General features: G+C 64.6%; 15 protein-coding genes. 3 read left to right on the top strand and 12 right to left on the bottom strand.

Annotated features, from left to right (window positions below):
• Both UB31_RS05315 and UB31_RS05310 read left to right on the top strand, forming a co-directional pair.
• Positions 1-666 carry a sulfite oxidase-like oxidoreductase gene (locus tag UB31_RS05315; protein WP_045010075.1) on the top strand — a complete coding sequence of 222 codons (666 nt, stop codon included), beginning with the start codon at positions 1-3 and terminating at the stop codon, positions 664-666.
• 25 nt (positions 667-691) lie between these two features.
• Positions 692-1915, top strand: coding sequence for a bifunctional alpha/beta hydrolase/OsmC family protein (locus UB31_RS05310; RefSeq protein ID WP_045010074.1), 1224 nt, complete (start codon positions 692-694; stop codon positions 1913-1915).
• 10 nt (positions 1916-1925) lie between these two features.
• Here the strand turns inward: UB31_RS05310 and pdxR are convergent, their stop codons facing one another.
• Entirely contained in the window at positions 1926-3353 is a 1428-nt protein-coding gene (gene pdxR, locus UB31_RS05305) for a MocR-like pyridoxine biosynthesis transcription factor PdxR (RefSeq protein WP_197090772.1), read from the bottom strand.
• 104 nt (positions 3354-3457) lie between these two features.
• Between pdxR and UB31_RS05300 the strand changes: the two genes are divergently transcribed.
• On the top strand, positions 3458-4372 hold the full coding sequence (locus tag UB31_RS05300) for a DMT family transporter (RefSeq protein ID WP_045010072.1): 915 nt from the start codon (positions 3458-3460) through the stop codon (positions 4370-4372).
• Here UB31_RS05300 and UB31_RS05295 read toward each other — a convergent pair.
• The 11 genes from UB31_RS05295 to UB31_RS05245 all read right to left on the bottom strand — a co-directional run bounded on the left by UB31_RS05295 (position 4351) and on the right by UB31_RS05245 (position 13806).
• Positions 4351-5409, bottom strand: coding sequence for a YeeE/YedE family protein (locus UB31_RS05295; RefSeq protein WP_045010071.1), 1059 nt, complete (start codon positions 5407-5409; stop codon positions 4351-4353). The genes UB31_RS05300 and UB31_RS05295 overlap by 22 nt on opposite strands.
• Positions 5410-5411: 2 nt before the next feature.
• A complete protein-coding gene (locus UB31_RS05290; protein ID WP_045010070.1) occupies positions 5412-6416 on the bottom strand; it encodes a quinone oxidoreductase family protein in 1005 nt (334 codons plus the stop codon).
• A 51-nt stretch (positions 6417-6467) separates the two neighbouring features.
• Positions 6468-7799, bottom strand: a complete 1332-nt coding sequence (gene paaK, locus UB31_RS05285) for a phenylacetate--CoA ligase PaaK (protein ID WP_045010069.1) — start codon at positions 7797-7799, stop codon at positions 6468-6470.
• 32 nt (positions 7800-7831) lie between these two features.
• A complete protein-coding gene (gene paaI, locus UB31_RS05280; protein ID WP_045010068.1) occupies positions 7832-8281 on the bottom strand; it encodes a hydroxyphenylacetyl-CoA thioesterase PaaI in 450 nt (149 codons plus the stop codon).
• 55 nt (positions 8282-8336) lie between these two features.
• Positions 8337-9419 (bottom strand): 1,2-phenylacetyl-CoA epoxidase subunit PaaE, encoded by a 1083-nt coding sequence (paaE, locus tag UB31_RS05275; protein ID WP_045010067.1) that lies wholly within the window; start codon positions 9417-9419, stop codon positions 8337-8339.
• Positions 9420-9421: 2 nt separating this feature from the next.
• Positions 9422-9925, bottom strand: coding sequence for a 1,2-phenylacetyl-CoA epoxidase subunit PaaD (gene paaD, locus UB31_RS05270; RefSeq protein ID WP_045010066.1), 504 nt, complete (start codon positions 9923-9925; stop codon positions 9422-9424).
• Complete coding sequence (gene paaC, locus UB31_RS05265; RefSeq protein WP_045010065.1) at positions 9919-10695, bottom strand: 1,2-phenylacetyl-CoA epoxidase subunit PaaC; 777 nt, start codon at positions 10693-10695, stop codon at positions 9919-9921. Before paaC ends, paaD begins: the two co-directional genes overlap by 7 nt.
• Positions 10695-10982 (bottom strand): 1,2-phenylacetyl-CoA epoxidase subunit PaaB, encoded by a 288-nt coding sequence (gene paaB, locus UB31_RS05260; RefSeq protein WP_008136594.1) that lies wholly within the window; start codon positions 10980-10982, stop codon positions 10695-10697. Before paaB ends, paaC begins: the two co-directional genes overlap by 1 nt.
• 10 nt (positions 10983-10992) lie before the next feature.
• Positions 10993-11985: a 1,2-phenylacetyl-CoA epoxidase subunit PaaA gene (gene paaA, locus UB31_RS05255; protein WP_045010064.1), complete on the bottom strand. Its 993-nt coding sequence runs from the start codon at positions 11983-11985 to the stop codon at positions 10993-10995.
• A gap of 76 nt (positions 11986-12061) precedes the next feature.
• Positions 12062-12928 (bottom strand): phenylacetic acid degradation operon negative regulatory protein PaaX, encoded by an 867-nt coding sequence (gene paaX / locus UB31_RS05250; protein ID WP_045010188.1) that lies wholly within the window; start codon positions 12926-12928, stop codon positions 12062-12064.
• Between the two features lie 107 nt (positions 12929-13035).
• Positions 13036-13806, bottom strand: coding sequence for an esterase/lipase family protein (locus UB31_RS05245; RefSeq protein WP_045010187.1), 771 nt, complete (start codon positions 13804-13806; stop codon positions 13036-13038).
• Between the last annotated feature and the right edge of the window lie 144 nt (positions 13807-13950).

Genomic DNA, 13950 nt, shown 5'->3' with positions numbered 1-13950 from the left:
ATGGCCGACGACAACGAGCCGCCATCCGACAGCAAGCTGACGCGCACCAAGGAAACATGGGCGCGCGAAGGGCGCTTTCTCACGGGCCGAATCACACGCCCGGAAGACCAGCGCTTGCCGCCCGGCCAGCATCTCACCAAGGACTGGCCGGTGCTCGACCTCGGCGTCGTGCCGCCGGTTTCGCGCGACCGCTGGCGGCTCGACGTCTATGGCGCGCTCGAGAATCCCCTGTTCTGGACCTATGCCGAGTTCGCCGCTCAGAAGCAGTCGCAGTTCACCTCCGACATCCACTGCGTGACAACCTGGTCGCGCTACGACAACCAGTGGGAGGGGCTCGCAACCCGCGAGCTGCTCGCGGCCTGCCAGCCACGCGAGGATGCGCGCTTCGTGGTGCTGCATTCTTTTGACGGTTACACCACCAACCTCGCGCTGGACGACTTTGCCGCCGAGGATGCCCTGCTCGCCCATAGCTGGTCAGGCGAGCCGCTGTCGGATGAGCATGGCGGCCCGGTGCGGCTTGTCGTGCCGCATCTCTATTTCTGGAAGAGCGCCAAATGGCTCCAGGCCATCGAGTTCGTGACGGAGGACGCGCCGGGCTTCTGGGAAGTCCGCGGCTACCATAACCGCGGCGATCCCTGGGCCGAGCAGCGCTATTCCGGCGACTAGGATTCAAACAAGAACGGAGGGAGCCATGCCGACGGAACGCTTTCAATTCACCGGCGAAGGCGGCCATCAGCTCGCGGCCGCGCTCGAGCTGCCGGACGGCGAGCCCGCGGCTTTCGCGCTGTTCGCGCATTGCTTCACCTGCGGCAAGGATACGCTGGCCGCCAAGCGCATCTCGGTCGCGCTTGCGGCCAGAGGCATTGCAGTGCTGCGTTTCGACTTCACGGGGCTCGGCTCCAGTGAAGGCGAGTTTGCCAATTCGACGTTCTCCTCCAACGTCGCCGATCTCGTGCACGCGGCCGATCATTTGCGCGCAACGCGCAAGGCACCGTCGATCCTGATCGGTCACAGCCTCGGCGGCGCGGCGATCCTCGCCGCGGCCGGGAAGATCCCGGAAGCGAAGGCGGTCGCGACCATCGCGGCACCATCCGATCCCGCCCACGTCACTGGACTGTTCAAGGAACATGTCGACGCGATCCGCGCGCAAGGCGAGGTCGAGGTTTCACTTGCCGGCCGTCCGTTCCGGATCAAGCGCGAATTCCTCGACGACATTGTCGAGCATGAGCTGATGAAGGACGTCACCGGCCTGCACAAGGCGCTGCTGGTGATGCATTCACCGATAGACGACACCGTCGGCATCGACAATGCGACGAAGATTTTCGTGTCGGCGAAGCATCCCAAGAGCTTCGTCTCGCTCGACCACGCCGATCATCTCCTGACCAAGCCGGCAGACGCGCTCTACGCCGCCGACGTGATTGCGACTTGGGCAAGCCGCTACGTCGAAGTCGCAAAGCCCGCTGGAGTAGCGGATACGTCCGAAGCGCCGCGCAAGGTCGTCGTGCAGGAAACCCGCAAGAGCAAGTTCGACCAGATCATCACCGTCGGTTCCCATCATCTGGCGGCAGACGAGCCGATCGCGGCCGGCGGCGAGGATGCCGGCCCCGGACCCTATGATTTCCTGCTCGCCGGTCTCGGCGCCTGCACATCCATGACCATGCGCCTCTATGCCGACCGCAAGTCGCTGCCGCTCGACCGTGTCACGGTCACGCTGAAGCATTCCAAGATCTACGCAAAAGACTGCGAGGAGTGCGAGACGCGCGAGGGCATGCTCGATCAGATCGAGCGTGACATCGCGATGGACGGTGCGCTTGACGCCGAGCAGCGCAAGAAGCTGATGGAGATCGCCGACAAGTGCCCGGTGCACCGGACGCTGACATCGGAGATTCGCATCGTGACCAGGGCGGTGGACTAGGGCGATCACGTTAGAAACAGGACGCCATCGTTCGCACCGCCGCGCTGATCTCGGTCTCGCGCCAGGCCGCAAACCCGAGCAACAGACCATGATCGCGCGGCTTTTCGAGCGACAAGCTCGACAAGGCGCGCGTCTCGACTCCCGCCGCGACCAGCCGTTTCACCGCGGCCTGATCAGCCGTACCGCGCGTCAAGCGCGCGACCAGCTGGATGCCGCCTGAGGGCACTTCGGCCGAAAGCACATCGCCGAGATGGCGTTGCAGGCAGTCGACGAGGTGATCGCGACGAGCGTGATAGAGCCGCCGCATCCGCCGTGCATGCGCGAGGAAATGACCATCGACGATGAACTCGGCCAGCGCTTCCTGGATATGGCTGGCCGCAATCAGGCCAATGTGCCGCTGCGCGATCTCCAAGGTGCTGACCAGCGCCGGCGGCACGACGAGATAGCCGAGCCGGATGTCCGACGTCATCGCCTTCGAGAAGGTGCCGACATAGAACACGCGGCCATGGGCATCGAGCCCCTGCAAAGCCGGCACCGGCCGGCTGTCATAGTGGAATTCGCCGTCGTAATCGTCCTCGATGATCCAGGTCTTGCCGGGCCGGCTGAGCCCAAGAAATTCAGTGCGGCGTGCAAGCGACATCAACCGTCCGGTCGGGTGCTGATGCGTCGGCGTCATGAAGATCAGCGTGGGCGCCGCTATTTTCGGCATCCGCTGCATACCCTGCTCGTCCAGCCTCACGCCGGTCACGCGCGCGCCGGATGCACGAAAGGCGGCCGCCGCGCCGGGATAGCCGGGATCCTCGACCCAGACGTCGTCGCCGGGCGTGATGACGGCAGCCGCAATCAAGGTCAGCGCGGCCTGCGCACTCGGCAGGATCATGATCTGATCCGCGGTGGCACGGACACCCCTGCTGCTCGCAAGATAATGCGCCAGCGCCTCGCGCAGGCGCGGCCGGTTGACCGAGCCGAGCTCGCGCTTGGCCGCACGCACGGCACTGCGGCGCAGGCAGCGGGCCCAAACCTCGCCCGGAAACTCCCTGAAATCGCCATGCCCCGGACGCAAGGGTTTTAGCGGCGCTTGATAGGACATCGGCCAATCGGTCTGCTTGAGCTTCGACGCCCACGGAGAGAGCCGCGGCCTCGTCGAGCGCACACGCGATGTGGCGGCGCCTGCTGCTTCGATACGCTCGGCGCCGTCGACCGTCACGACCGGGCGCCGCCCGTGCGACGCCGCCAGATACCCCTCGGCGGCAAGTTGCTCGAAGGCATAGGTGACGGTGTTGCGGGAGACGCCGAGATCGCTCGCAAGCTGGCGGCTCGACGGCAGCGCGCGGCCCCGGCCAATGCGGCCGCTTCCAATCAGCTCCCTGAGCTGGCTCGTCAGCTGAGCTACCAGCCCTTCCGCACTGGCCCGCTTCAGCTCGATCAGCCCGGTCATCGTCTCTTCTGAAACTGGCACCTTATTCCTTCTCAATCTGGCACTTTCGTAGGTACCAGACCGGATGCTATCCGCCAGGCTGGACTGCTTCAAGGACCTCCAAGATGAACTCCCTGTCACGCCGCGCGGCCATCGGCCTGTTTCTCATCGTCGTGCTCGCCTGGGGCGTGAACTGGTCGGTGACGAAGCAGCTCGTCCAATTCCTCTCGCCACTGTGGACTTCGGCGATCCGGAGCTGGATCGCGCTGGCCGCGTTGTTCGTGATCCTCGGACTGAGCAACAATCTGGTGATCCCGGAGCGGCGCGACATTCCTGTGGTCCTGAGCGTGGCGCTGCTGCACATGACGGTGTTCTCGGTTCTGGTTGCGGCCGGTGTGCGCTTTCTGCCCGCGAGCAAGGCCATCGTGCTCGGCTACACCACGCCGCTCTGGGTCGCGATCGCCGCGCCCCTGCTCGGGAAAGATACGCTGACTGCGCCAAAACTCGCCGGCGCCCTGCTCGGGCTGATCGGTCTTGCCGTGATCCTGAACCCGGCATCGATCGACTGGACCAATACCCATGTCGTGCTCGGCGCCGGCATGGTCATCCTGGCCGCGATCTCCTGGGCTGCGAACATCGTCTATATCCGCGCGCACCACTGGATCGCGTCCCCGCTCCAGCTCCTGATCTGGCAGGTGCTCGTGGCAACGATCGTACTGACAGGATCGGCGGCGGTCACAGATGGCCTGCCGCACGCAGAATGGTCGTGGAGACTCGTGCTGCTGTTCCTGTATTCGGGGCTGATCGGGACGGCGCTGGCCTATTGGGCGATGTCGATGGTCAACAAGAGCATCTCGGCCCTGACCACGGCGCTCGGCACCACCGCGACGCCGCTCGTCGGCATTGCCAGTGCTGCGATCCTGCTGGGAGAGCCCATCGACAAGAGCCTTGCTGTCGCTGCGGCCCTGATCGTCACTGGCATCGGTCTCGCGACGCTGGGGGATCGCCTGCTGCGCGGTCAGGCCACCGCAAGGGGCTGAACGCGCAGCACGCCGCGCAGGCCTGCGGCTGTGCCGATCAAAATGCCAGCGACAGCAATGAACGAGCCCAGCGCAAGCGTCGACACGCCCGTAAGCCCCTGCCCGACCGAGCAGCCAAACGCCATCACGCCGCCGACCCCCATCAGCGCAGCACCACCGGCCGAGCGCAGCATGTGGCGTGGCGAAGAATAGCCCTCGAGATGGAAGCGGCCCGTCGCGAGCGCGGTGACCAGGCTGCCGCCGAAGACACCGGCAACCGTCGCGATGCCGAAGTTCAGCGTCAGGCCGGTCGAGAGCATGGCGTATTGCAGGGCATCCGCAATCGGCGCGATGAAGGTGAGCGACGTTACCGGGACCGGATTGAAGTCATCGGCGCCGAGATAGCCGGTGACGAACCAGCCGCTGGCGACGAGGAAACCAACGATAACGCCCGCCGCGATCTGACCCGGCGAACGCCGGAACGCCGGGTGCGCGAATGCAAAGAGGATCAGGGCAATGACGATCGCGGCGGAAGCCAGAATCCGCGACACAGATTCGCCGAGACCAAGCGTCGCCAGCATCGACGGCAGCGAGTTGGCGTTGACCGTGGCTTGCGAAACCTGAACCAGCGCAATGCGGGCTGGTGCGATCAAACCCTTGAGCGTCATCTGTGCAGCAATGGCGAGCACGATCACGACGACGAAGGAGCGCAGATTACCGCACCCGAGCAGGACCAGCGCACGCGAGCCACAGCCGTTCGACAGCACCATGCCGTAGCCGAACAGCACACCGCCGAGAAACAGCACCGGCGCCGAAAACGTCTGTTGCAGATAGATCGACTTGCCGAGGTCGACCATGCCATTCCCGGCGAGGAACTGACTGGCGAAAATCGCAACGGCGATTGCCAGCGCATAGGTCCGCACCAGCCGACTGTCACCCTTCGCGAGAAAGCCCCGCATGCTGCTCATCAGGCAGAAGCCGCTGAGCAGGCCGACAGCGCCGTAGATCAGGCCGATGGCGAACCCGGCGAGGATAACGAGCTGGGCGGACGGCTCCATGATTATGGCTTCAGGATCACGCGATCCCGCGACGAGCCGGCGACCGCCGCATACGCTTCCGTGGCGCGCTCCAGCGGATAGACGGCGTTCGCCTTGATCGGAAACGGCTTCAGGGGACCACTCGCAAAGCCGGGCCCGAGTTCGCGCAGCACCGCGCCGGTCGCGGCCGACGACAGGCCGAGCGTGTCGATGCCGACATAAGTGTGCTGGCCCCGGTAGAATTCGAGAATGTTGAACTGCACGATGCGATCGATCGCGGCAATCAGGATCTGACGACCGCGCAATGCAAGCGACTTGTGCGCGGCCTGGAAATAGGGATCGCCCACCGTGTTGAAGACGATGTCAGCACCCTTACCGGCGGTCAGTTCGCGCACGCGCGTGGCGACGTCGGTAACGGACGCATCGATCACCTCAATGGGCGCGTTGGCGTGACCTTCATAAGCCTCCGCCTTGCGCACCACGCCGATGACGCGCGCGCCCTGCCAGGTCGCGATCTGCACCGCGGCCTGACCGACCTTGCCATTGACGCCGAACACCAGAACGGTCTCTCCGCTCTTCGGTACGCCGGCGCGGCGAAAGCCTTCCATCGCCGTGACGAAGGGAACGCCGATGCCGGCAGCCTCCTCCCAGGATAAAGTCTTCGGCTTCTCGACGACAGCATCTACCTCGATGACGAGATGGGTTGCGTGCGTGCCGTCGCGGCGGATGCCGAGATCGCCGGAGGAGCCGAACACCTCGCGGCCGACCGTGCCGGCCGGCCCGTCGATCACCACACCGGCGTAATCGCGGCCGGGCGTGCGCGGGAAGACGGCGTAGGGCATCAGCCCGGTCGCAGCCTTGACGTCGGACGGATTGACGGCGGCCGCCTTCACCTCGATCAGGAGATCATCGGGACCGCACGTGAGCTTATGACGCTCGACCACCGGCGCAATCGCGGCGGCGTTCTCGGCCTTGGCATTGAGGCGGACGCAGCGCGCCTCGACGGCTTTTGGATCGGCTGATGACATCGAAAGACCCACGATTTCTCGCGGGCCTTGTCGCCCCTACGGGTGGTCAAGTCAATCCTTCGGCCGCTTGTCGTAGAGCCGCTTGGCCTTGCCGAGCGAGCGCTCCAGCGTGGCGGGTGCAACCACCCGCACATTGGAGCTGATCCCGATGGTGTTCTTGATATGGGTCGAGATACGGTCGGCATGGTCGACGAGCCCGCGACCATCCCAGCTCTCCGGTCGTGCCTCCGCGATGATGGTCAGCTCGTCCATGCGGCCTTCGCGGGTGAGCTCCATGACGAAGTGCCCGCCGCACCAGTCGGTCGCGAGCAGGACTTCCTCGATCTGGGTCGGAAACAAATTGACGCCGCGCAGAATAATCATGTCGTCGGAGCGCCCCGTCACCTTCTCCATGCGCCGCATGCCCGGTCGCGCCGTGCCCGGCAGCAGCCGCGTCAGGTCGCGGGTGCGATAGCGGATCACCGGAAAGGCTTCCTTGGTCAGCGAGGTGAAGACCAGCTCGCCCTTCTCGCCATCCGGCAGCACCGCACCGGTCTGGGGATCGATCACTTCGGGATAAAAGTGGTCCTCCCAGATGTGCAGGCCGTCCTTGGTCTCGATGCATTCCTGCGCGACGCCGGGACCGATCACTTCAGAGAGGCCGTAGATGTCGGTCGCGTCCATGTCGAACGCATCCTCGATCTCGCCGCGCATCGCATTGGTCCAGGGCTCGGCACCAAAGATGCCGACCTTGAGCGAGCATTGACGCGGGTCGAGTTTCTGGCGCTTGAACTCGTCGAGGATCGCCAGCATGTAGCTCGGCGTCACCGTGATGATGTCGGGTCGGAAATCATTGATGAGCTGGACCTGCCGCTCGGTCATGCCGCCGGAGATAGGCACCACGGTGCAGCCGAGTTTCTCGGCGCCATAATGCACGCCGAGGCCGCCGGTGAAGAGGCCATAGCCATAGGCGTTGTGGATGATCATGCCGGTGCGGCCACCGGCGGCGCGGATCGAGCGCGCCACCACCTCTGACCAGGTGTCGATGTCGCGTTGGGTGTAGCCGACCACGATCGGCTTTCCCGTCGTGCCCGAAGAGGCATGCACGCGCACCAATTTTTCGCGCGGCACGGCGAACATATTGAAGGGATAATTGTCGCGCAAATCCGTCTTCACGGTGAACGGAAATTTCGCGAGATCCGACAGCTCGCGAAAGTCGGACGGATGCACTCCGGCCTTGTCGAAGGCCTTGCGGTAGTGCGCGACGTTGTCGTAGGCGTGCTTCAGCGACCAAGCGAGGCGCTGGGTCTGGAGCACCATGATCTCCTCGCGTGACGCGCGCTCATGCGCGTCCAGCTCGGCCTTATAGGTGTGGCCGCCTTCCTTGAGCCTGGTCAAAGCCATCCTCGTTTCCCCACATTGATTTGTTCTTCTGTTTATTGGTCTTGCGTTGGCAGCCACGTCCCGGGAATGACGCGTGAATGCCCACGGAATTCGGCGATGACAGTGTCACCGGCGGTAACGCGCACGTCATAGATGCCGGAGCGTCCACTACGCGTAACCTCCCGCGCTTTTGCAACAAGGCGATCACCGAGCTTGCCGGGCTTGATGAAGGTGATCTGACCTTGCGCTGCCACCACACGATCATTGTGCGAATTGCAGGCGAAGGCGAAAGCCGAATCGGCGAGCGTGAAGATGAAGCCGCCGTGGGCGATGCGCTGGCCGTTGACCATGTCCGGTCGCACATTCATCGCCAGCGTCGCAAAGCCCGGACCGATCTCGACGATCTCCATGCCGAGGCCTTTTGAGGCGTCGTCCTCCGTCCACATCGCATCGGCGCAGGCGCGGGCGACGTCTTGGGGCGACAAGGCGGCTTTGACGTTCACGCGTTCCTCCGGGTTGAATGTCTACTCAAGATGTTCTGCCGGTTGGCGAGACGTGTCAAACGTGGTCGTAGTCGACCACGACCCGCGCGGAGGACGGCTTGGCCTGGCAGGTCAGCACAAAGCCCGCCTTCAGCTCCCATGGCTCCAGCGAGTAGTTAATGTCCATCGGCGCCTCGCCCTCCACCAGTTTTGCGCGGCAGGTCGAGCACATGCCGCCCTTGCAGGCGAAGGGTAGGTCGACGCCGGCGCGTAGTGCGGCATCGAGGATCGCTTCGTCCTCGGCGACCGGCACGTCGCGGCGCTTGCCGTCAATGATCAGGGACGCAATCGCCTTTGGCGGCGCATCGGGAGCAACGACCTTCTTCGGCCGCGGCTTGCCACCGAACTCCGAGACGAAACGTTCGACGTGAATCCGGTCCTCGGCAATGCCGATGTCGCGGCAGGTCGCCTCGATCTCCTCGCTCATGCCCGTTGGACCGCAGACGAAGACATGATCGACGCTCGCCGCCGGCACCAGCGAGCGCAGCAGCACCCTCACCTTCCCGCCGTCGAGCCGGCCATGCAGGATCGGGATGTCCTGCTCCTCGCCCGAGATAACGTGGAAGATCGAGAGACGGTCGATGAAACGGTCCTTCAACTCCTCGAGCGCCTCGATAAACATGATGTTGTCGGTCGCGCGGTTGCCATAGAACAGGAAGAAGCGGCTTTCGGGCTCGCGCGCCAGCACGCCCTTCACGATCGAGAGGATCGGCGTGATGCCGGAGCCGGCGGCAAAGCCGACGTGGATGCGCGCAGCATCGGCCGGCGGGACCGCGCCGAAGCGTCCGGTCGGCGTCATCACGTCGAGCTCGTCGCCGGATTTCAGGTCATCCGCCGCCCAGCTCGAGAACGCGCCGCCGTCGACCTTCTTCACCGCAATGCGGATTTCGCCATCGTCAGGACCGGAGCAGATGGAATAGGAGCGGCGCACTTCCTCCCCGTCGAGCGTGGTGCGGAGCGTAAGATACTGCCCGGGGTTGAAAGCATAATCGTCGGCGAGTTCGCGCGGAATGGCGAATGTCATCGAGATGGCGTCGGATGCCTCGCGGCGGAGATCGCTGACGGCCAGGCGATGGAAGCGCGGTGCGGCTGCGGACATGGTCAATGACACTTGAAATAATCGAAGGGTTCGCGGCAGGCCTTGCAGCGCCAGAGCGCTTTGCAGGAGGTCGAGCCGAATTCGGACAGCAGCTCGGTATTGTTCGAACCGCATTGCGGGCAGGCAACCGCCTGCTCACCGAACAACGCACGGCGCGAGCTTGAGGCCTGGGGCGGCGCGACGCCATAGGCATGCAGCTTGCGGCGGCCTTCCTCGCTCATCCAGTCGGTGGTCCAGGCCGGCGAGAGCACGGTGCGGACTTTCGGCTGACGAAAGCCGGCGCGCTCCAACGCGAGCTCGATTTCGAGCGCGATCATGTTCATGGCCGGACAGCCCGAATAGGTCGGCGTGATCGCAACCTCGACATGTTCGCCGTCGAGCACGACATCGCGGAGCACACCGAGATCGGCGATGGTCAGCACCGGAATCTCTGGATCGACGACGTTCGCCGCGGCGTCCCACGCGCGTTGGCGCAACTCGCTATCACGTTCGAGCACGGTCACCATGTCTGCCCCGGAAAAGTCCGCTGCATCGACTGCAGCTCGGACAGGAGATGGCCGAGATGCTCGCTGTGCCGGCCGGAACGACCGCCCTGCTGCATCCAGTCGCTTTGTGGCAATACCAGCGTTGCCTCGCTGACGATATCGGAGAGCGTCGTCATCCAGCGACCGCGTAAGGTCTCCGGATCGATGGCGATACCGGCATGGATCAGAGCACGCTCGCCGTCATCGACGGCAAACATCTCACCGGTGAAGGCCCAGAGGTGATCGATCGCGGCTTGCGCGCGGGCGTGGCTCTCTTCGGTGCCGTCACCTAGGCGGATGATCCATTCCGAAACATGACGAAGGTGATACGCGGTCTCCTTCTCGGACTTCGCGGCAATGGCCGCAAGCGTCGTGTCGCGAGAATTCATCATCGCGCGCCAATAGAGATCGGCGAAGGCGGAATAGAAGAACTGGCGCACCAGCGTCTGGGCGAAATCGCCGTTCGGCTGCTCGACCAGCAGCAGGTTGCGGTACTGCCGGACATCGCGCAGGTAAGCGAGCTTGTCCTCGTCGTTATCCTTACCCTCGACCTTGGCGGCATAGGTGTAGAGCTCGCGCGCCTGGCCGATCAGGTCGAGCGCGACGTTGGAGAGCGCCATGTCCTCTTCCATCATCGGCGCATGCCCGCACAATTCCGACAGCCGATGGCCGAGGATCAGCGCATCGTCAGCGCGGCGCAGCGCGTAGAGCACCAGCGGCGTTTCGGAAACATTGATGTTGGCGACGGTCATCACATGTGCCCCACTTCTTCGGGCACCTCATAGAACGTCGGGTGCCGGTAGATCTTCGACTCTGCCGGCTCGAACATCATGCCCTTCTCGGCGGGATCACTCGCGGTGATCGCGGTCGACGGCACGACCCAGATCGAGAGGCCCTCGCCGCGGCGGGTGTAGATGTCGCGGGCGGCTTGCAGGGCCATGGTCGCGTCGCTCGCATGCAGCGATCCGACATGCTTGTGCGCAAGCCCGTTGCGGCTGCGAATGAAGACTTCCCACAGCGGCGTGTTCGGCGTGGCCATCGTAATCTCCTTATTCCGCGGCTTGTGCGGTCTGGCGATGCGCGCGCTTCGCGGCATAGGCAGCGGCCGCCTCACGCACCCAGGCGCCATCATCGTGCGCCTTGCGGCGCGCCGCGATACGATCGCGGTTGCAGGGGCCGTTGCCGGCGAGCACCTGCTTGAACTCGGTCCAGTCGATCTCGCTGTAGCGCCAGTGCCGGTCAGCATCCTGCGTCATGCCGGGATCGGGAATGGCGAGGCCGAGATATTGCGCCTGCGGCACGGTGGCATCGACGAATTTCTGGCGCAGCTCGTCATTGGAGAAGCGCTTGATCTTCCACTTGGTCGAGACGTCGCTGTGCTGGCTGGCGGCATCGGGCGGACCGAACATCATCAGTACCGGCCACCACCAGCGGTCCAGCGCTTCCTGCGCCATCGCCTTTTGCTCGTCGGAGCCACGGCATAGCGTCAGCATGATCTCGTAGCCCTGCCGTTGATGGAAGGACTCCTCCTTGCAGACGCGGATCATCGCGCGCGCATAGGGGCCGTAAGAGCAGCGGCACAGCGGGATCTGGTTCATGATCGCGGCGCCGTCGACCAGCCAGCCGATGGTGCCGATGTCGGCCCAGGTCAGCGTCGGATAGTTGAAGATCGATGAGTATTTGGCCTTGCCGGCGAGCATGGCATCGACCAGCTCTTCGCGCGAGGTGCCGAGCGTCTCGGCGGCGGCGTAGAGATAGAGCCCGTGGCCGCATTCGTCCTGAACCTTGGCGAGCAGCGCCGCCTTGCGTCGCAAGCTCGGCGCGCGCGTGATCCAGTTGCCTTCCGGCAGCATGCCGACGATTTCGGAATGGGCGTGCTGGGAGATCTGGCGGGTGAGCGTCTTGCGATAGGCCGCCGGCATCCAGTCGTTCGGCTCGATGCGCTCCTCGGCATCGATGCGCGCCTGGAATTGCGCCGCCCTCGCCGCATCCTCGACGTTGCGGTCGTCCGCCTCAGCCGTGTTGAGCGCCTGGGTATACATGCGCGTCCTCCCGTTTCATTGGGAGGCAATATATATCAGAATTTTATTCTTGCAAGATATTTCTGTAACATAAAGTTCAGACGCCGAACCTCCGCTCCAGGAGCTTTAGCGCCGGCGGCAATGGCCCCTTTTCATTGGTTCCATGGCTATCAAGCCAATGTTCGGACCGGGCCAGCAGCGCGCGATAGATCTCGCCGCAGAGCGCGCGGGCGGCCCTGCCCGGCCAATCCGCCGGCAGCAGGCTCTCGGGCAGCAGCGGATCGCGCAGCACGACGCGGCGGTAGTAATGGATCAGGAGGATACGTGCGGTGAAGGCGTCGGCTTCGGACAAATCCGTGCCCCTCCTGATCGCGGCGCGGAGCGGCTCGAACATCTTCATGAATTTCAGATAGGCGTCTGCTGTGCGGTCGAGCGGCCAGCTCGCGCTGAGCAAACGGCGCCCGCTGTCATCCTCGGCCGAGACTTCAAGCCGAATGGCGCCGGCAGCTTCCTCCGGCACCGGCACGCCTGATGGCGCGACCCACACACCTGGCAGCGGACTGCCGAAGCCGGCATTGCGCAGCGCCTCGCGCGAAGCGTCCCGGCCCTCGCCATTGCTGATCAAGAGCAACTCGAAGCGGCCGGTCCAGTCAGACTGGGGCGGATCGTAGATGTGGCGCGTTGCGGCCTCGAACGTCTGGCGGCCCTTTTCGGCAAGGCGATAAAAGCTGTTGCGGCCGACCTTTTCGCGCGTCAGCCAGCCGTCGGCCGCAAGCCGCGACATCACCGTGCGCACCACGCCGCTGTCGATGGCGAGGCCTTCAAAGAATTCCAGCAACGTGCCGAGCCACACCGAGCCGCCGCGCGGCACGATGGCATCGCCGAACACGGTGATGACGATGGAGCCGGTGCGCGAAGGCTCGCGCTTGAGCTGGTCGATGATGCGAGAGAGCGGATGCGCCATGCGCGAGGCATAGCGCGATTTGATCGGGCGGGACAATGGACGGGAGCAACGCCTGCCGCGCCGCTGTATCTCCCTCGCCCCGTCCTTACGGAGAGAGGGAGAAGAAATCACCGATGCGGATCGGGATAGACCAGGCTGCGCCAGCCGCTGCGATCAAAAGGCTGCCACACGCCTTCCTTCAGGGCGAGCCGGTCGGCCACCGCATAGACCGCGGCGGGGTGATGCCCCATGCCGCAATGACTGCTCTCGACCTCGATGCTCTCGGTCTCGGCGCCGGTCTTCTCCATGCAGCCCTGCCAGGCGCAGACGCCGTCGGTGCGGCTGAAGATCGCCGTGGTCGGGACGGGCGGTGGAACGGCGAGTTCGCCGCCGAACTGCGGATCGACCTCGTCGGACTTCCGCCCGCTCGCCCATTCATAGACACGCCAGGCATTGGTCGAATGGGGATCGCCCGCAAAGGGGCTGCCAAGCGTAATCACCTGACGGACGCGCTCCGGCATCATCTTGGCGAGCTGGCGGGCATAGAGGCCACCGAGGCTCCAGCCGACGAGGCTGATCTTGCGGCCATGGGTGTCGTTGAGCTCTCGGACCAGATCGACCATCGCATGCTGCACGCCCTGACGCAGGCCGTAGTTGCGGCCCTGGCGCCAGCCGCTCACCGCATAGCCCTTGGACGTGAGGAACGCGCGCAGCGGCCGCGTGGACGCGTCGGATGCCACCAAGCCCGGCAGCACCAGCACCGGGTGTCCATCGCCGCGCGGCGCGAGGCTCAAGAGCGGCAGCGCGCCGAGGAATGCACCGAGCTCATGGATCGCGCGCCCCTCCAGAAACATCAGGGTACGGGACGGCGGACGCAGCGTCTGGGCAGTAGCGGTCATCAATGTTTCCCCTGAGAAGGTGCCGGGCGCGATGCCGGCAAATGGGCATGAATTCCAATACGCCGGCTTCTTGAATGTTCCGCAGCGCAACATGAATCAGCTAGGCGGCCGGTTCCCGATATTCAAGCCGGTGGAGCACCGGGC

This window comes from Bradyrhizobium sp. LTSP849, assembly GCF_000938255.1.
GTDB lineage: Bacteria > Pseudomonadota > Alphaproteobacteria > Rhizobiales > Xanthobacteraceae > Bradyrhizobium.
This window is presented reverse-complemented; position numbering and strand designations above follow the sequence as displayed.

Coding starts and splice junctions, on each gene's coding strand:
- paaE (WP_045010067.1), bottom strand. CDS start 9,419: ATGTCCGCAGCCGCACCGCGCTTCCATCGCCTGGCCGTCAGCGATCTC.
- paaD (WP_045010066.1), bottom strand. CDS start 9,925: ATGGTGACCGTGCTCGAACGTGATAGCGAGTTGCGCCAACGCGCGTGG.
- paaX (WP_045010188.1), bottom strand. CDS start 12,928: ATGGCGCATCCGCTCTCTCGCATCATCGACCAGCTCAAGCGCGAGCCT.
- pdxR (WP_197090772.1), bottom strand. CDS start 3,353: ATGACCGGGCTGATCGAGCTGAAGCGGGCCAGTGCGGAAGGGCTGGTA.
- paaA (WP_045010064.1), bottom strand. CDS start 11,985: ATGTATACCCAGGCGCTCAACACGGCTGAGGCGGACGACCGCAACGTC.
- UB31_RS05245 (WP_045010187.1), bottom strand. CDS start 13,806: ATGACCGCTACTGCCCAGACGCTGCGTCCGCCGTCCCGTACCCTGATG.
- paaC (WP_045010065.1), bottom strand. CDS start 10,695: ATGACCGTCGCCAACATCAATGTTTCCGAAACGCCGCTGGTGCTCTAC.
- paaK (WP_045010069.1), bottom strand. CDS start 7,799: ATGGCTTTGACCAGGCTCAAGGAAGGCGGCCACACCTATAAGGCCGAG.
- paaB (WP_008136594.1), bottom strand. CDS start 10,982: ATGGCCACGCCGAACACGCCGCTGTGGGAAGTCTTCATTCGCAGCCGC.
- UB31_RS05310 (WP_045010074.1), top strand. CDS start 692: ATGCCGACGGAACGCTTTCAATTCACCGGCGAAGGCGGCCATCAGCTC.
- UB31_RS05295 (WP_045010071.1), bottom strand. CDS start 5,409: ATGGAGCCGTCCGCCCAGCTCGTTATCCTCGCCGGGTTCGCCATCGGC.
- UB31_RS05300 (WP_045010072.1), top strand. CDS start 3,458: ATGAACTCCCTGTCACGCCGCGCGGCCATCGGCCTGTTTCTCATCGTC.
- UB31_RS05290 (WP_045010070.1), bottom strand. CDS start 6,416: ATGTCATCAGCCGATCCAAAAGCCGTCGAGGCGCGCTGCGTCCGCCTC.
- UB31_RS05315 (WP_045010075.1), top strand. CDS start 1: ATGGCCGACGACAACGAGCCGCCATCCGACAGCAAGCTGACGCGCACC.